General features: G+C 42.4%; 14 protein-coding genes. 1 reads left to right on the top strand and 13 read right to left on the bottom strand.

Annotated features, from left to right (window positions below):
- From BN2425_RS19800 to BN2425_RS19770, 7 genes are all read right to left on the bottom strand, one after another.
- Entirely contained in the window at window positions 1-789 is a 789-nt protein-coding gene (locus BN2425_RS19800) for a crotonase/enoyl-CoA hydratase family protein (protein ID WP_042463174.1), read from the bottom strand.
- Entirely contained in the window at window positions 789-1,649 is an 861-nt protein-coding gene (locus tag BN2425_RS19795) for a crotonase/enoyl-CoA hydratase family protein (RefSeq protein WP_042463171.1), read from the bottom strand. Before BN2425_RS19795 ends, BN2425_RS19800 begins: the two co-directional genes overlap by 1 nt.
- 56 nt (window positions 1,650-1,705) lie before the next feature.
- Window positions 1,706-2,188 carry an acyl-CoA dehydrogenase family protein gene (locus tag BN2425_RS19790; protein ID WP_216628814.1) on the bottom strand — a complete coding sequence of 161 codons (483 nt, stop codon included), beginning with the start codon at window positions 2,186-2,188 and terminating at the stop codon, window positions 1,706-1,708.
- Window positions 2,189-2,385: 197 nt separating this feature from the next.
- Window positions 2,386-2,691: an AMP-binding protein gene (locus BN2425_RS19785; RefSeq protein ID WP_042463168.1), complete on the bottom strand. Its 306-nt coding sequence runs from the start codon at window positions 2,689-2,691 to the stop codon at window positions 2,386-2,388.
- A 349-nt stretch (window positions 2,692-3,040) separates the two neighbouring features.
- Window positions 3,041-3,814 (bottom strand): 2,4-dienoyl-CoA reductase, encoded by a 774-nt coding sequence (gene fadH / locus BN2425_RS19780; protein WP_042463166.1) that lies wholly within the window; start codon window positions 3,812-3,814, stop codon window positions 3,041-3,043.
- Between the two features lie 112 nt (window positions 3,815-3,926).
- Window positions 3,927-5,096 (bottom strand): acyl-CoA dehydrogenase family protein, encoded by a 1,170-nt coding sequence (locus BN2425_RS19775; RefSeq protein WP_042463163.1) that lies wholly within the window; start codon window positions 5,094-5,096, stop codon window positions 3,927-3,929.
- 39 nt (window positions 5,097-5,135) lie between these two features.
- Window positions 5,136-6,329: an acyl-CoA dehydrogenase family protein gene (locus BN2425_RS19770; RefSeq protein WP_042463160.1), complete on the bottom strand. Its 1,194-nt coding sequence runs from the start codon at window positions 6,327-6,329 to the stop codon at window positions 5,136-5,138.
- Window positions 6,330-6,627: 298 nt separating this feature from the next.
- Here BN2425_RS19770 and BN2425_RS19765 point away from each other — a divergent pair, with 298 nt between their 5' ends.
- Window positions 6,628-7,224: a TetR/AcrR family transcriptional regulator gene (locus BN2425_RS19765; protein WP_042463157.1), complete on the top strand. Its 597-nt coding sequence runs from the start codon at window positions 6,628-6,630 to the stop codon at window positions 7,222-7,224.
- Between the two features lie 77 nt (window positions 7,225-7,301).
- Here the strand turns inward: BN2425_RS19765 and BN2425_RS19760 are convergent, their stop codons facing one another.
- From BN2425_RS19760 to BN2425_RS22645, 6 genes are all read right to left on the bottom strand, one after another.
- Entirely contained in the window at window positions 7,302-7,805 is a 504-nt protein-coding gene (locus tag BN2425_RS19760; protein ID WP_042463154.1) for a DinB family protein, read from the bottom strand.
- A 401-nt stretch (window positions 7,806-8,206) separates the two neighbouring features.
- The gene (locus BN2425_RS19755) at window positions 8,207-9,379 is read right to left on the bottom strand and encodes an ABC transporter permease (RefSeq protein ID WP_042463152.1); all 1,173 of its coding nucleotides are present in this window, start codon (window positions 9,377-9,379) and stop codon (window positions 8,207-8,209) included.
- Window positions 9,372-10,061 (bottom strand): ABC transporter ATP-binding protein, encoded by a 690-nt coding sequence (locus BN2425_RS19750; protein WP_042463150.1) that lies wholly within the window; start codon window positions 10,059-10,061, stop codon window positions 9,372-9,374. Before BN2425_RS19750 ends, BN2425_RS19755 begins: the two co-directional genes overlap by 8 nt.
- A gap of 2 nt (window positions 10,062-10,063) precedes the next feature.
- The gene (locus BN2425_RS19745; protein ID WP_042463149.1) at window positions 10,064-10,933 is read right to left on the bottom strand and encodes an efflux RND transporter periplasmic adaptor subunit; all 870 of its coding nucleotides are present in this window, start codon (window positions 10,931-10,933) and stop codon (window positions 10,064-10,066) included.
- Between the two features lie 278 nt (window positions 10,934-11,211).
- Window positions 11,212-13,014, bottom strand: a complete 1,803-nt coding sequence (locus BN2425_RS19740) for a DUF2357 domain-containing protein (protein WP_042463147.1) — start codon at window positions 13,012-13,014, stop codon at window positions 11,212-11,214.
- Window positions 12,998-15,034 carry an McrB family protein gene (locus tag BN2425_RS22645; protein ID WP_042463145.1) on the bottom strand — a complete coding sequence of 679 codons (2,037 nt, stop codon included), beginning with the start codon at window positions 15,032-15,034 and terminating at the stop codon, window positions 12,998-13,000. The genes BN2425_RS19740 and BN2425_RS22645 overlap by 17 nt, the downstream gene beginning before the upstream one ends.

Genomic DNA, 15,034 nt, shown 5'->3' with positions numbered 1-15,034 from the left:
TTATTGTCCCGTCCAGTTCGGCTTCCGTTTTTCAGCAAATGCCCGCGGGCCTTCTTTGGCATCATTACTTGCAAAAACCTGGCTGGTATAATCTTGATTAATGGACCAGGCCTCAGGTGGAAAGGCAATCGAAGTATCCAAGCCCCGATATACAATTTCCTTACTTGCTCTGATTGCTAATGGGGCGTTGCAGATAATTTCCTCGGCAAGCTGAATCGCTGTATTAAGGACTTGATCATGTGGGACAACTTCATTCACCAGTCCCCATTGCTTTGACTCTTCCGCGGAAATCGGATTCCCCGTAAGAATGGCATGCATAGCTACTTTAAGAGGAATTTGTCTTGGTAACCGCAAGAGCCCGCCTGCCCCGGCAATTAGTCCGCGTTTCACTTCAGGCAGTCCGAACGATGCTCTCTCGGAGGCAACAATTAAATCGCATGCCAAGGCAATCTCTGTACCGCCGCCAAGAGCGAATCCGTTTACAGCGGCGATGACAGGCTTTGAAATATGATGACTCACAATACCCGCAAAGCCCCATTCTTTCATTTCGTCTGTTGTCGAAAAACCCCCAGAACCTATTTCCTTTAAGTCAGCACCGGCTGAAAAGGCTCGGTCGCCGGCACCGGTTAAGATTGCCACCCAAAGGTCAGGGTCCTCATTAAACTCCTTTAACGCCGTACCGGTTTCTAGCCAAAGACGGCTGTTAACAGCATTCATCGCCTCCGGCCGATTAAAGGTTATCACAGCAATCCGTCCAATTTTTTCAACTAAAATAGCTTGATAGTCCATTATGATTCTCCTTCTTTATTGGTTTTCCACCATGGATAAAAGCTCGGAAGGTCAGTGCTGACGTTCATGGGGAAGTTTGGTTTTCTTTTTTCAAAGAATGCCGTAATACCCTCTTTTACATCCGCTTGCTGGCCGGTCCAATGGATCATTTTCGATTCGATTTTATGAGATTCATATGGATGATCGGCACCCAGCATTCGCCACATTAATTGCCGCGATAAAGTGACAGAAATAGCAGATGTATTTTCGGCAATTTCCTTTGCAATTGTCTCCGCTGCTCCCAGTAGTTCTTCAGGAGCCACCACCTGGTTGACCAAACCCATTGTTAATGCCTCGTCAGCAGAAATGATCTTTCCTGTCAACACAAGCTCAGTTGCTTTGCCGATACCCACCACTCTAGGCAAAAACCAGCCGCTGCATGCTTCCGGAGTAATCCCGCGCCTGCTAAAAACAAATCCGATTTTAGCTGCAGATGAGGCAATACGGATATCCATCGGCAGAGTCATCGTTGCCCCGATTCCAACGGCAGGCCCATTTATGGCTGCAATGATCGGTTTCTTTAATTCATAGATTCGCAGACTTAAAATTCCGCCACCATCCCGATATTCCTCGATTGGCGTTTCTTTATCTGTAAATGTGCTGGTGCCACTTCCTAAATCGGCTCCTGCGCAAAATGCCTTACCTTCCCCTGTGATAATAATGGTCCTAACATCATCATTATTATCTGCCTCATCCAACACTTGAAGGAGTTCGTTTAGCATTTGTTGATTAAAAGCATTTAAATTTTCCCGGCACAGGGTAATGGTCAGGATTCTATCTTTGACTATCGTTTTTAACGTTTCATAATGAACCGTTTGCACTTTTGATCACCTCAGAATTCCCACTAAAATAATCCTTACTTTTCCCGATTTTTGATTTAAAAATTGGCGGGATCCCAGCTATCCCCTTGTTGATATTTTCGTAAGATACGGCGGGCGATGGTAGCAGTATGAACTTCATCTGGTCCTGCATAAATTCTGGCGTATCTTGCTTCCCGATACATTTTTTCTAACGGTGTATCAGCGGTAACCCCTAATGCACCATGTACCTGAATCGCTCGGTCAATCACATCATGAAGAACCTTTGCCCCATAAACTTTTATCATCGCGATATCAATTCGGGCGTCTTCTCCCCTGTCAATTTTTCTTGCTGCCTCAAGGGTCATCAGTCGCGCAGATTGGATCTCAGTTGCGGAATCGGCGATAAACTTCTGAATCATTTGCTTATCAGATAAAAGGGAGCCATGGGCATATCGGGTCAAGGTCCGATTACACATTAGATCGAATGCTCTCTGAGCTTGGCCCAGCCACCTCATGCAATGATAGATTCTTCCGGGCCCCAGCTTTTTTTGGGCGATCACAAAGCCTTCTCCCCTTGAGCCTAATAAGTTTTCTTTTGGGACCCTGACATTTGTTAAACGGATTTCACAGTCCATTGTTGGAACAACTCTAACAATCTCGCAACCAGGTGTATTGGTCGGGACAATAATCATCGACGCTCTTTTATGGCGGTTGGGTTCCTCAGGTTCTGTCACACAAAAAACAGTGGTAAACGCAGCTATGTTTGCTGCGGTGACAGTCTGAAGTTGATAGGAACATTGACACATCCGGCAGCTGCGGTCCCAAACATAACTTCAACAAAGGCCAGGTTATTTTTAAAGATAATCCCGACTTTATCACCGATTTGCATATTCTGCTGCTGTAGCCAGCCAGCTAGCTGTAGTATCCTGTTTTCCAGTTCAAGATATGTAATTCTTCTATTACCGTAAATGAATGCCACTTGATTAGGTGTTTTGTGGGCTGCCCGTCTTATTAATTCACTTACTAGCAACTGACGCGACATCTGTAAGCTTGTAGTTGTCAATGTCCTCCACTCCTTATCGTTAACACTATAAATTGAAAGCCTTTTCATTCTAATTTGAACGGATTAGACACATCCCCTTAAAAAACAATAAAAGAATCGTAAAAGTACTAAAAAAATAATGGATAGAGATTGTTATTGATTTGATAGACTCGAAGTAAGCGTGGAAAAGCTTGTAGGTAATAGGTATGTAGGGAATCGTTGAAGTAAATGCGAAAATTACTGTTTCATATTTTCGGATGCTCAGCAACGAAGTAATTTTTTTACATAAAAACCATATTATTACATAATTATATATTCTTTTATTATTGGTGTCTACTTGGAAGTCAAAATTTGAATGTTAATTGAAATTTTATACTTCTTTTAAACCAGAATTATTCAACCATCTTGCACCATCCATTGTGACACATTCACCATTGATATACTCGGCTTCAGGTGATATTAAAAAGTAGGCAAGATTCGCAATCTCTTCTACCTTACCAAAACGTTTAAGAGGTACTTGATTAATGGCCTTTTGATAACCATCTCCAGAGTCAATCAGTCTAGCGACTCCTTCAGTATTTTCAATGGGACCCGGTGCTATTGCATTTGCTCTGATCCCATATTTGCTCCCCCATTCCACAGCGAGGGTCCTTGTCATGGCCAAAATCCCTGCTTTTGCACTTGCAGCATGAACATTGCCGGGCGCAGCTCCCCAAGCAAAAGTAGCAACAATGTTAAGAATGCTGCCTCTTTGTTTATTAGCAATCCATTCTTTTCCTACTGCCTGTGTACAATACCAAGTGCCATTTAAGTCAATATTAATGACAGCATTCCAGCCATTATGAGAGAGGTCTTCAGCAGCACAGATAAAATTGCCGGCAGCATTATTAACTAGTGCATCTATTTTTCCGAAACCTTCTTTTGCAGCATCTACCATCGCTTGAACATTTTCTGGTATTCTTACATCCATTTGAAAGTCCAAAACCTGTCCGTCAAATGTTTCAATTTCTTGTTTTGCACTCTTTAGACGTTCAGCATTCCTGCCAGTGATGACGACATTCGCCCCCTTACTGGCAAACTTCTGAGCCATTGCTTTCCCAATACCGCTGCCTCCACCCGTAATAATGACCGTTTTTCCATACATTTGTTTTTCCCCCTATTATTTAATTCAATTAAATTGGGAAGAGATTCGAAAAAAAGGCAAGCAACCATCTGGTAGGCTCACCTTTCTTGCAATTACTTTTTTTCCAACTTTTTTATAACATCATCATTTCAGGAACAACATCGGACCATCCCAATTCCTTAGCGACTTTTTCACGATGATATTCAGGTGATCCAAGATGATTTCCTAGTGAACGCGCCCGCTTTAGGAACAGGTGGCAATCAAATTCCCAGGTAAACCCCATTCCACCATGATTCTGAATATTGGCCCCAGCAGCTTTAATATAGGCTTCAGAGATAAAAGAGCGGGCCATTGACACAGCCTCCGCTAACTCTTCAGCATTGTTTTCCGCTGCCCACGAGGCGTAATAGGACAGTGAGCGGGAGCTTTCCAGCGCCAGCTTCATATCGACAATGCGGTGTTTGACTGCTTGAAAGCGCCCGATTGGCTGCCCGAATTGTTGTCGGGTCTTGGCATACTCGGTTGACATTTCCACAACACGCTCGATTCCTCCCACCATCGTGGAAGCAAACGCAGCATTTACATAATTCAACCCCTGATCCAAAATGGCCCAGCCTTCATTTTCAGCTCCTAACAGCTGTGTACTCGGAACCGCAACATCATGAAATTCGACATTGAACAGTTTTCGAGTTTCATCCATGCTCCGCAGTTCCTGTTTGGATATGTTTGGTTGCTTGCAATCTACCAGAATCAAGGAGATTCCATATTCCCCCTGGGAGGTCCCGCCTGTTCGCACAGGAACAATCAGTGTATCCACGATGTCCGCATACGGAACGAGTAATTTCTTGCCTTGTAGTATATAGTCATTCCCGCGTTGTTCAGCCTTTAGCTGGATATCAGCAGGAGAAAGCTCGCCGTTTTCTTCTAGTAGTGCCAGTGAAAACTTGCGATGTCCTGCGGCAATTTCAGGCAAATACTTCTGCTTTTGTTCCACTGAACCGTAAGCTTCCAATAGGGGTGCAGTAAAAGCCACTGTTTCAGGATAAGGACCTGGCACAACCGAACGGCCCATTTCTTCCAAAATTGGAACAAGGGATAAAGCGCCTAGACCTAATCCCCCATAGGTTTCCGAAATATTAATCCCCATAAAACCAAGGCTGCCTAAACCATTCCATAGATCCTCAAGCACCTGCTTATTTCCATTCATATAATCTCGAGGTAGTGTCAAATCCCCTTTCGATTCTAAAAATTGCCGGGTCGTTTCCTGAAACATTAATTGTTCTTCATTTAATGCGAAATCCATAAAACCACCTCAATCATTGTTTTTTATTCTCTTAAACTATTAATATTTGATATCCTTTGGTAAACCCAAAATCCGTTCTGCCACGATATTCTTTTGGATTTCAGATGTTCCACCCTCAATGGTGTAAGCAAAAGAACGAAGATATTCTTGCTGCCAATTTTGGTCGACGAAGGCATCTTCCTTCCATAAAGTACCTGCAGCACCTTGAAGAGACATCGCATATGCCAGCATTTCCTGCCCGAGTTCACTTGAAGCCAGTTTATCCATCGAACCTTCTGGACCCGGACGTCCAGCACGGATAGTATTCGTCAAGTGGCGATAATAATTGAACAAGAGGGCTTTTGTTTTTGCCCGGAAAATGGCCAGATTTTGCCGAACAAGCGGGTCAGCAGCGAGCGGGCGCCCATTCTTTTTCAATAATTGGGCCAATTCGACTAACTCTTCAAATTGCTTTTGCAGCCTGAATGTTTGTCTGGCCACACCCACTCGTTCATGGCTGAGTAAGGTTAAAGAAGTTTTCCAGCCTTGGTTGACCTCGCCAACAATATCCTCATCATAGGCGATGGCATCATTAAAGAACATTTCATTAAAATCACGGCGATCATTGATCGAACGGATTGTCCGTGTTTCCACCCCTTCCTGATGCATATCAACGAGAAAAGCGGTAATTCCTTCATGTTTCTTTCCAGTATTTTCAGTCCGTGCTAGTAAAAAACAGCGGTCCGCCAAATGTGCATAGCTGGTCCAAATCTTTTGCCCGTTAATAACCCATTTATCCCCTTTTTTAACCGCTCTTGTTTGAATAGCTGCGAGGTCGGATCCGGCATTCGGTTCCGAATAGCCTTGACACCAGATTTCTTCACCATTTAAGATTTTCGGGATATATCGTTCCTTTTGGTAGTCGGTTCCAATTTGCAGTATAGTTGGGCCCACCATGGCTGTACCAATAATATTTAACACTGGCGGTGCTTTTACCCTGGCCATTTCCTCCTCGTAGATGACTTCCTCCATCAGAGTTGCACCCCTGCCCCCATACTCCTTAGGCCATGAGATTCCGGCCCAGCCTCCTTCTGCCAATTTCCTCTGCCAATCTCGCAAAAATACCGCTTTTTGGTCTTCGTTCTCGGGAACGACCCGTTTCCCCTCCAGCCATCCTTCAGGCAGGTTTTCCTCCAACCAAGCTCTTAGCTCTTGTTGAAACGCTAACTCTGATTCTGTGTACGCAAAGTCCATTTCATCATCCTCCATTTTTAGGGTCATAAGCATGATCTAGTTTCTATTTGAAAGCGGTTCCATTAATTAAAATAATAACAATTTTTGGAAAATTTTACAATTCATTTATTTTTTAAATCTAAGTTTAGTTTTGACATGTAGAATCATTCTTCTGTTGCTTAGAGTTAAGGATAATATTAAAATAGGTTGATTTTTCAGAATTATTACCCTACTATTTAAACTAATAGTAAAAATATAAACTTTTATTTAATGATTAATCTCCATTGTCTACCATCTTTAAGGTATGGGAGTGATTCATATGGCCTCGTTTCGGGAACAAAAAATTGCTAAGAAAAAGCAGGAAATCCTTCGTTCAGCCGCAGCAGTCCTTGCTGAAAAAGGGTATCATGGCACTACAATGGAAGAAATTGCAGCCCAGTTATTGATGACTAAAGGATCCATGTATTATTATTTTAAAAATAAAGATGACATTCTATATCATTGTCACCAGATGATTATGGAATTGAGTCTTGAAAAAATTGAGGAAGTTGTCAATAGTGATGATAATCCCATTGAAAAGCTAGAGAGTGCCATTAAGGCCCACATTCTTCTATCCATTAGTGAAAAATCGATGTTTATGATTATGGATAGACCCTATCAAAAATTTACCGATGAACAGTTGAAGGAAGTTCTTGATGCCAGAAGAAATTATGCCCATTATTTTGATAAGATCATAAAAGAGGGTATGGAAAAACAAGTGTTTGAAAACGTTGATCCTAAAATGGTGAGGATGATAATTCTGGGTGCCATTAATTATATTCAACAATGGTACAATCAGAATGGACCAAATACAGATGAAGAGATTGCCGATTCATATGCAACTAATCTTCTAAAAATGGTTGTTAAGAAAAAATAATTCACTTTTAATCCCCCCTCGATGCTCAAGGGAGGATCTTGTTATGACGTTGCTTCAAATTTTTGCTGGAACTAATTTTAAACGGATGGTGCATTCATACCGATTTGCGACCATTCTTCTCTGGCCGGTCCGTATACTCCTGGCACTCTGATTCCCGCCTGGCGCATGAGGACGGTCATTTGGCCGCGATGGTGGATGATGTGTTTGATCAGCAGGGAAAGAGTGGCTGACCTTGGCATAGACATTCCAAACGCATTGACAATCTCATTTAGTGTTTCGTCTGTCCACTGTTCTTTCACCGCATGGGCCGCATCGGAGGCCACCCGTCTAAAAGTGCCTGCAATCTCTTTGGCTGCAGCCGGAACCGTTTCCGAGTTTTCTACAGGAGAAACCTCGACACCAAACTCCATCAGCATTCCTGGTGTAGAGGTTACGATATGCCAGGCAATTCTCCCTAACGTACGATCCTCCGATGATACCTGTTGATGCAAAGATTCATTTGTAAGTGCATCTAATACGTTTTGAGTTGAAACAGCTTCTTGGTTCCATTCTTCAATAAATTCAGCCACTGATGTAAACATAGGACAATTCCCTCCATAAAAAATATTTGCTATGTAAGACAGATTCACTAATAGCCGAATTTGTGTACTGTCTTAACCTGGCAGCTAATGATGTTCCTTAGGTTCCCTTTATAGTATAATCTTTCCTCCAAATTTTAAAAAGAAGGCTCTGTTAAATTTGTCTGTTGATTTCCGATGCAGCCGCGTGCCTTCCGCTCCAATCAACGGAGTTAATAAAATCAGCATGATGGGAAAAATAAAAACCTACTTCTCTTAAAATATACCATTTGTTCTGATTGCAAACACAGCAAAACAGAAACAGCACCCATTCAGTGAAGAGGGCTGCTCCTGTTTTTTATTAATCCCTTTTTAAGGCTAAAACTCTGCTAATTCTTGGTCTATCCTACCATAGTATTCGGCTATTATACGCTTCTTAACGCATCAATTGGATTCAGTTTGGAAGCTTTTCTGGCCGGAGCAATTCCAAAGATGATGCCAATCCCTGCAGAAAATCCAAAGGCCAATAGGACAGTAGAAACTGACAAAGCAAAAGTGGAACCAATTAGCGTACACACAACTAAAGCAATCAGTGCTCCTAACAATAACCCAATGGTACCGCCAAATAGGGATAAGAATACGGCCTCTAGCAAAAACTGCTGCTGAATTCTTTTGGGTTCTGCTCCAAGAGCCTTCCTTAATCCGATTTCCGTCGTTCTTTCTGTGACGGAAACCAGCATCATATTCATGATTCCAATGCCGCCTACCACTAAGGAAATGGAAGCTATGCCTCCAAGCATATACGACAGCATAGTCGTAATCTTGTTAATGGAAGAAAGCATATCTTCCATATTAATGATGGTAAAACTGTCTTCTTTGTAGTTGAAGGACTGGTTTAATACGGTTTCGATATCGCTCGTTATTTTCTCCGATTTATTGGAATCATTCATATAAACGTCTACGCTATTCATATAACCTGATCCTAGGATGGCCGTTGCAGTGGTATAAGGAATAATGACGGCATCGTTATTGGAAGCACCCGAAAAGCTGCTCGACTCCTTTAAAGTTCCGGTCACCGTGTAGGAAATCCCCGCAATTTGAAGGTGTTCGCCAATCGGGTCTTCTCCCCAAAATAATTCCTCTGCAATATTGGAACCAATGAGGCACACCTTGTTTTCGTTCTCAATATCCAATCTATTTAGCCCCCTTCCTGTTTCAATGAGGTCCTCTGTTTTTGAAAAGTACACATCATTTTTACCTTGAACTGATACACCCTTTTTTTCACTCCCGTTGTAAACCACGGTGGTGTTGCCAGTGAGCGTTGGGGAAACGCCAGCAACATCGTCAATTTCCGATAACTTTTGGATATCGCTATCGATCAATCCTTGTTTCAGCGGTGTTCCCGTGGCTTGAACGGTTATTTTATCTGTCCCAAAGGAAGAAAACTCGCTGGTCATCCCATTCATCGTCGCCTGGACGATCGTAATTAACGCAATAATGGAGGAAACGCCAATCACAATCCCCAACATAGTTAAGAAAGAACGCATTTTATTATGGATTAAGTTCCTCCAAGACATCTTTAGATTTTCCTTAAACATGTGCAAACTCCTCTCTTAGTTTGCCATCTAAAATATGAACAATCCGGCTGGCGTTTTTGGCAATTTCCACGTCATGTGTGATCATGATAATCGTTTTTCCTTCTTCATGAAGCTCATGGAACAGTTGCATGATTTGCTGACCGGTCCTTTGATCGAGTGCACCGGTGGGTTCGTCAGCTAATAAAATCGTTGGCTCTGTTACCATTGCCCTAGCAATGGCGACCCGCTGCTGCTGGCCGCCAGAAAGCTGGTTAGGCCGATGGTGTATCTTTTCGCCAAGACCCACTCTTTCCAATATTTTCCATGCCCTATTTTTTCGGGTTTTTTCCGGTACTCCCGCATAGACTAGCGGAAGTTCGACATTCTGAATGGCACTTAGTCTGGGGAGGAGTTGGAATTGTTGAAAAACAAACCCAACCTCCTTATTCCGAATCGATGCCAGTTCCGATTCGTCCAGTTCATCGACCTTTTGTTGCGATAAGATGTATTGGCCCCTAGTAGGTGTGTCGAGACAGCCAATCATATTCATTAACGTTGACTTTCCCGAACCGGAGGGCCCAAGTATGGCGACAAAATCTCCCCTATAAACCGTCAAACTGATATTATCTAAGACAACCTGGTCGTCATCACCCATTTGGTATGTTTTGATTATGCCGGTCATATTAAGAATTTGTTCACTCATTATTACATCCCTCCCTGCATCATAGCTGCTTCAGAACCGTCGTCCTCTTCTGTTGAAACCATAATTTCATCCCCTGCATCGATTCCGTTCTTTATTTCGACGATGGTGCCATCACTAATCCCTGTTTCTACATACTTTTTGGCTGGCATTCCTTTTTCAGATGGAATGAGGACATAAGGCTTATTTTTACTATCAAATTGAATAGCCTTCATGGGCAGAGTGGTAATTCCTTTAGCGTCTTGTTTCAATATTTTTGCTTCTGTACTCATCCCCACTTTAATAGCATCATCTTGAGCAAGGTCGATCGTGGCGGTAAAATAAGAAACCCCATTTTCGTTTACCGCTTCTTTAGAGATGGAGGCGACTGTGCCTTTTATATCTTTTTCAAGCGCGTTAATAACGACATTCACCTCTTGACCTGCGTTTAGATACTGTAGATCATACTCGTCGACCTTAACGGTTGTTTGTAATGCGGAATAATTGACGATATCGATTAGCTGTGCCCCTGCTATTAACTGGGCATTTTTCTCCGCATAGACTTTCGTTATTTCCCCGTCCATTGTGGCTTTTATTTTTTTATTCATTTTGGTAACGATTAGTACATCGCCTTCTTTTACTTGATCACCTGGCTTTATTTTTACTTCCTTAATTTGCATTGCTTCTTCAGTCATGAGAGTCTTCCTGTTTTTCGCTTCTACGGTGCCTGAGAAACTATAGTAGGTGGTAATATCAGCGATTTCTGCTTTTTCTCGATTGTAATCATTCGCACCTTTTGGGGTAAAAATAAAACCCGTTCCTACCATTACTGTGATTATGCCTGCCATCGTCCACATGACGACCTTTTTCTTGCCTTTCTTTTTTTGCTTACTCATTTTTCCAACCTCCCGGAGTATTGTTTAAATGTTCTTGAGCTTATTGGTAAGATTCTCATTGAGATGTTTTCACTGTTTTATTTGCTGATTTCATTGTACGGCTTTCGGCTTTTTTCTTAACCGCACAGATTTGGAAAGCAACCGCAGAAATTTGGGGAGGTACCGCAGGTTTTTGCAGCAGGGGATATCTTAAGGAAGCAAGGTACAAAAAAACGCTTTGGCCGTTTTACTGGCCGAAGCGCTCACTGTTTATTCGTACTTTTTTCACATTCTTCGATCTAGACTCCCATTTTCCCTAGCAAGTCCAAAATCATGCTGCCTTTTTCAAAAATCCGCTCCAGCGAGGCCTTTAGCCTCTCAGCAAAATGAGTATTCTCTCCTCCTGGAGTAAGTCCTATTAAACTTAATTTGTGATCCGGGTATTCATGTGTATTGGCTGTGCCGTAACGGTTTGGGTATATCGCCCATACTTCCTGAACGGGACTATTATGACTGAACAAATGATCCCCTCTTGCTCCGTACAAATAAGGAGAATGGGGATTGTCACCATAGCTGACCAACTGCATCATTACACCGGTCTGCTGGTTGCTTTGGATTTTGGTTTGATCCCAAATGGCACTCCTAGGCCGATACTTAAAATCAAAGATAATCGTTCCGATAAAGATTTCATCCATAAACACATCAAGCCGGCCATCCGGACAAGTGTGGGTACCACGGGTATATAATGGGCTTTCTCTAGTGGTTAACTTGCTTTGTGTCGGTAACAGCGCTTCATAAACTAATGAAATCCGTATATTGTCTTTCCGGAACACCACTTCTGTATTGGCAGGTAGTTCAGGGACCAGCCCGCCGTCTTCAGCTGGATTCACACTGTAAATCCACCCCGACTCAGGAGTAAACCCTAACTCATCCCTTGCTAGCGTTTTGATGAATTGGATGTATCCCCAGATTTCATAAAGTTTGTCCGTCCGCTTCCATTGATAGGAGTAGTTTTGATCGTTTTGCCGGGATTGTTCACTTTGCATTTCCCTAAACAGTTGATTTAGTGCACGGTATCTGGGGTCACTGTTCATCACATGGAAATGGGCTGTTGCTTGGTACTCGCCTACCTCTGAATACCAAGGTGCTGTTTGAACCCATTGAATTGCCCCTCTGATTTTTCTAGCTTCCTCACCGAGCATGTTTACTGTCTGTTCTGCCTTCTCTTTTTCTGCAGCAGTTCGAGGCGGATTGCTGTTACTATTATGTTTTTCGACTTTTTCTACCGCATCATTGAAATTTCTGAGTGTATGCGATACCGATTCAATAATTTTTTTCAAAAGACGGTTCTCAGGCAAATCATAGTTTACGACGCTGACAGGTGTTAGCAAAACATGTTCATCCTCGGGGTGACTGACGATATGCCGAATCGTTTTCTCATCTATTGCCAAGTATTTATCCCTTGATGATAATCGATAATCCTTCCTAATTTGATAGTTTACCTTCCTGTATAAATCGCTAAGAGCTGCCAGTGTGGAGGAAAAGTGATTGTTTATAATCATAAACTGCTTCAGGAGTCCCTGGGGGATTCCTTCCAACCCGGCATGCAAACCGGTTGTATGAAAAATCATATCCCGGGCCAGTCCACTCCACTCTTTTTCAACCTCTTCCTTCATGGTTTGCAATTGGGTTTCATCCAGCTGCTTCGGAGCGACTTTTACCCAACTATAATAGCGGTGCCCCTCCATATGGATCTCAAGCCGATAGAAACCGGGAATGAGGGGATAGAATTCTTGCGTATGATCAAATAATGTGACCGGCTTCTCTGAGGGTGAAAGATACACTTCCCCCGCGACAGGGTCGATTTTCAACATCCGTCCCGGAAGTGTCTCCAATCCATCCAAAAACAATCTTGCCTCATCCTGCACGGATTGGAAAATCAGTCCTGCCCCGATATTTTCTTTAATTTCTGTGTAGACTTCTTCGCGTTTTTCATAAAAATCAAACTCATTGGTGAAAAATCTTTCAACTGGTATCGATACTGTCTGATCCCCGCGTTTTTGCAAGAAAATGACTTCAAATCCACTAGAGGGTATAGCCATTTATTTTCAACTCTTTCGTCTTCTGGGTCAGCACATTTCTTGTTTCATAAAAATCTGATACCTCTTCATAGCGGTCGAGAATATCCACCAGGGTACTGTCGTTAATGTTTTCTGTCCTTCTATCATAGGTGCCAAGGAAACTTTTCAACTGTTCTTCCGGTCCTCTGACTTTTGTCAAAATTCGCTGGACGACCTGCAAGTCAAACGCATCTTGTCTAGTAAAAATAGGCGTGTTAGGCAGGTTCTTCAAATACATATCGATTTGCCGAACAACTCGTGGGCCGACTCCTAAATTTTTATTAATTTTCTGCAATTCCTCGTGGATTTCCCAAAGAACCGATAGTTCCTGTTCATTCATCTGAATTTCTTGGCTATTATTCCGAAAGCTGTCGTATAAATCAAAGGTAATCGATTCTCTTTTGACAGGGTTTCGCTTTTCCTCCACTGCGTTTTGAGCCTCTTCTGTTAAGGTCCTTAGGGTGCCGAATGGAAGAATAGATAAGGAAATGACATTGGCACGATCTAAAACTTTATCTGAAAAATGATAAGTGGATTCGTCCAAATTCACGGTTCCGACAAAAATGACGTTGTCGCCGATTGGAATGACAGGCGGGTACTGGGCAGAGTTATATAGTCTATTTTCAAGTTCCTCATTATAAAGCCTTAATACCCTTCGTGGTCCCGATTCCATTTCCAACACAGAAAGAAACTGCGAAAAATAGTGTTCGATTTTAGCAAGGTTCATTTCATCCAAGCAGATAATATGAAGTTTCTTCTTGTTATCTTTAGCGCTTAGCAAGGCATTGATGATACCCGAATCACCTGGACGGTAAACCATATGCAAGGTATCGGCATAGCCAATCAAATCAGCATCATCGGTCCATGAGGGACGAACTGGAATAAACGTCATTTGGTAATTATCATACAATCCAAGGGCCTTTCCATAGGCCTGGACCAATTTTGATTTGCCGGTTCCGCTCATTCCAGCCAAAATCACTAGATTGGAAGACTTCATTGCAGTATGGAAATTGTATAAATCCTTTTGCTCATAAAGTAACCCTTGTTCCCGGGTAACTTGAACAAATCTCTCCATTAATTTTTCTTCCGTTACCTCACTTTCGCTTTGAAGCTGCCCTTCATATTCCCGATCTGGAACGATTTCTAAGTTTGGCGTTGGGTGATTTTTTTTCACTGCCGGCGAAGATGTATCCGAAACAGCAACTCCCACTGCAGTTTGCCCTAGCGCTTCCTTTGTATCCTTTGGCAGGTCTGCTTGAGGGTACATAGCATTGGCTGCAGAAATGCTACCGGAAATATACATGTAAATTTCTTCCGGGACAAACATGATATGTTCGTTTTCGTAACTATCATCTAACCAATCTGATTGGAAAGGAGCTGATTTTATTGCCTTTTTAGTGGTGAAGGTAAACCCCCCATGGGCATAATTGTGCCCGGTGAACTCCCCAAAAATCACAAATTCAACTTCATCGTTTTGCCATAGGATATATTCCGGAGTATCATTGGGTTCGTTGGAAATGGCCTCAATTCTACCGACATATTTCCGGTTGCGAAGTTTTTCCACAAACTCAGGATAAGAATGGCCATGCTCTTCCTTGCTAAACACCGGAATCGGGATTAATTTAATTTTTTCATTGTAGCTTTCCGATTTTGGAAGCAAGGTTATTTCCCGTCCGACATACACTTCTGTATGGTCAAAAAGAACCTTTCGCTGGGGCTTAAATACCACCAAATTATCCCGAAGAAAATGCTTTAACGCCCTGATTCGATCAATCGGGTGGGCATGGTAATTGTCTTCAAAGCCCCATTTTTCGAGGTCAGTGGCGTAACAAATGACTAGGTTTATATTTGGGAAGCTGTCTGGAACCTTCGAAATAATTCTCACATAAAACTGAATGGCATTCTGGCTATTTATATACACCGCTTGTTTATCTATCGTATTCAGTACATATTCCTCATCAGCCAGTTCCCCGACTAAATCTATATTCCATGACTTATTCAT

Source organism: Neobacillus dielmonensis, from assembly GCF_000612665.1.
GTDB classification, from domain to species: Bacteria; Bacillota; Bacilli; order Bacillales; family Cytobacillaceae; genus Neobacillus; species Neobacillus dielmonensis.
Note: the sequence above shows the minus strand (reverse complement) of the source record. Positions and strands in the feature narration are given on the sequence as shown.

Excerpts from the sequence above, each read along its gene's own strand:
- BN2425_RS19745 (WP_042463149.1), bottom strand. The coding sequence starts at position 10,933 with ATGAGTAAGCAAAAAAAGAAAGGCAAGAAAAAGGTCGTCATGTGGACG.
- BN2425_RS19775 (WP_042463163.1), bottom strand. The coding sequence starts at position 5,096 with ATGGATTTCGCATTAAATGAAGAACAATTAATGTTTCAGGAAACGACC.
- BN2425_RS19750 (WP_042463150.1), bottom strand. The coding sequence starts at position 10,061 with ATGAGTGAACAAATTCTTAATATGACCGGCATAATCAAAACATACCAA.
- BN2425_RS19765 (WP_042463157.1), top strand. The coding sequence starts at position 6,628 with ATGGCCTCGTTTCGGGAACAAAAAATTGCTAAGAAAAAGCAGGAAATC.
- BN2425_RS22645 (WP_042463145.1), bottom strand. The coding sequence starts at position 15,034 with ATGAATAAGTCATGGAATATAGATTTAGTCGGGGAACTGGCTGATGAG.
- BN2425_RS19800 (WP_042463174.1), bottom strand. The coding sequence starts at position 789 with ATGGACTATCAAGCTATTTTAGTTGAAAAAATTGGACGGATTGCTGTG.
- BN2425_RS19740 (WP_042463147.1), bottom strand. The coding sequence starts at position 13,014 with ATGGCTATACCCTCTAGTGGATTTGAAGTCATTTTCTTGCAAAAACGC.
- BN2425_RS19760 (WP_042463154.1), bottom strand. The coding sequence starts at position 7,805 with ATGTTTACATCAGTGGCTGAATTTATTGAAGAATGGAACCAAGAAGCT.
- fadH (WP_042463166.1), bottom strand. The coding sequence starts at position 3,814 with ATGTATGGAAAAACGGTCATTATTACGGGTGGAGGCAGCGGTATTGGG.
- BN2425_RS19755 (WP_042463152.1), bottom strand. The coding sequence starts at position 9,379 with ATGTTTAAGGAAAATCTAAAGATGTCTTGGAGGAACTTAATCCATAAT.
- BN2425_RS19770 (WP_042463160.1), bottom strand. The coding sequence starts at position 6,329 with ATGGACTTTGCGTACACAGAATCAGAGTTAGCGTTTCAACAAGAGCTA.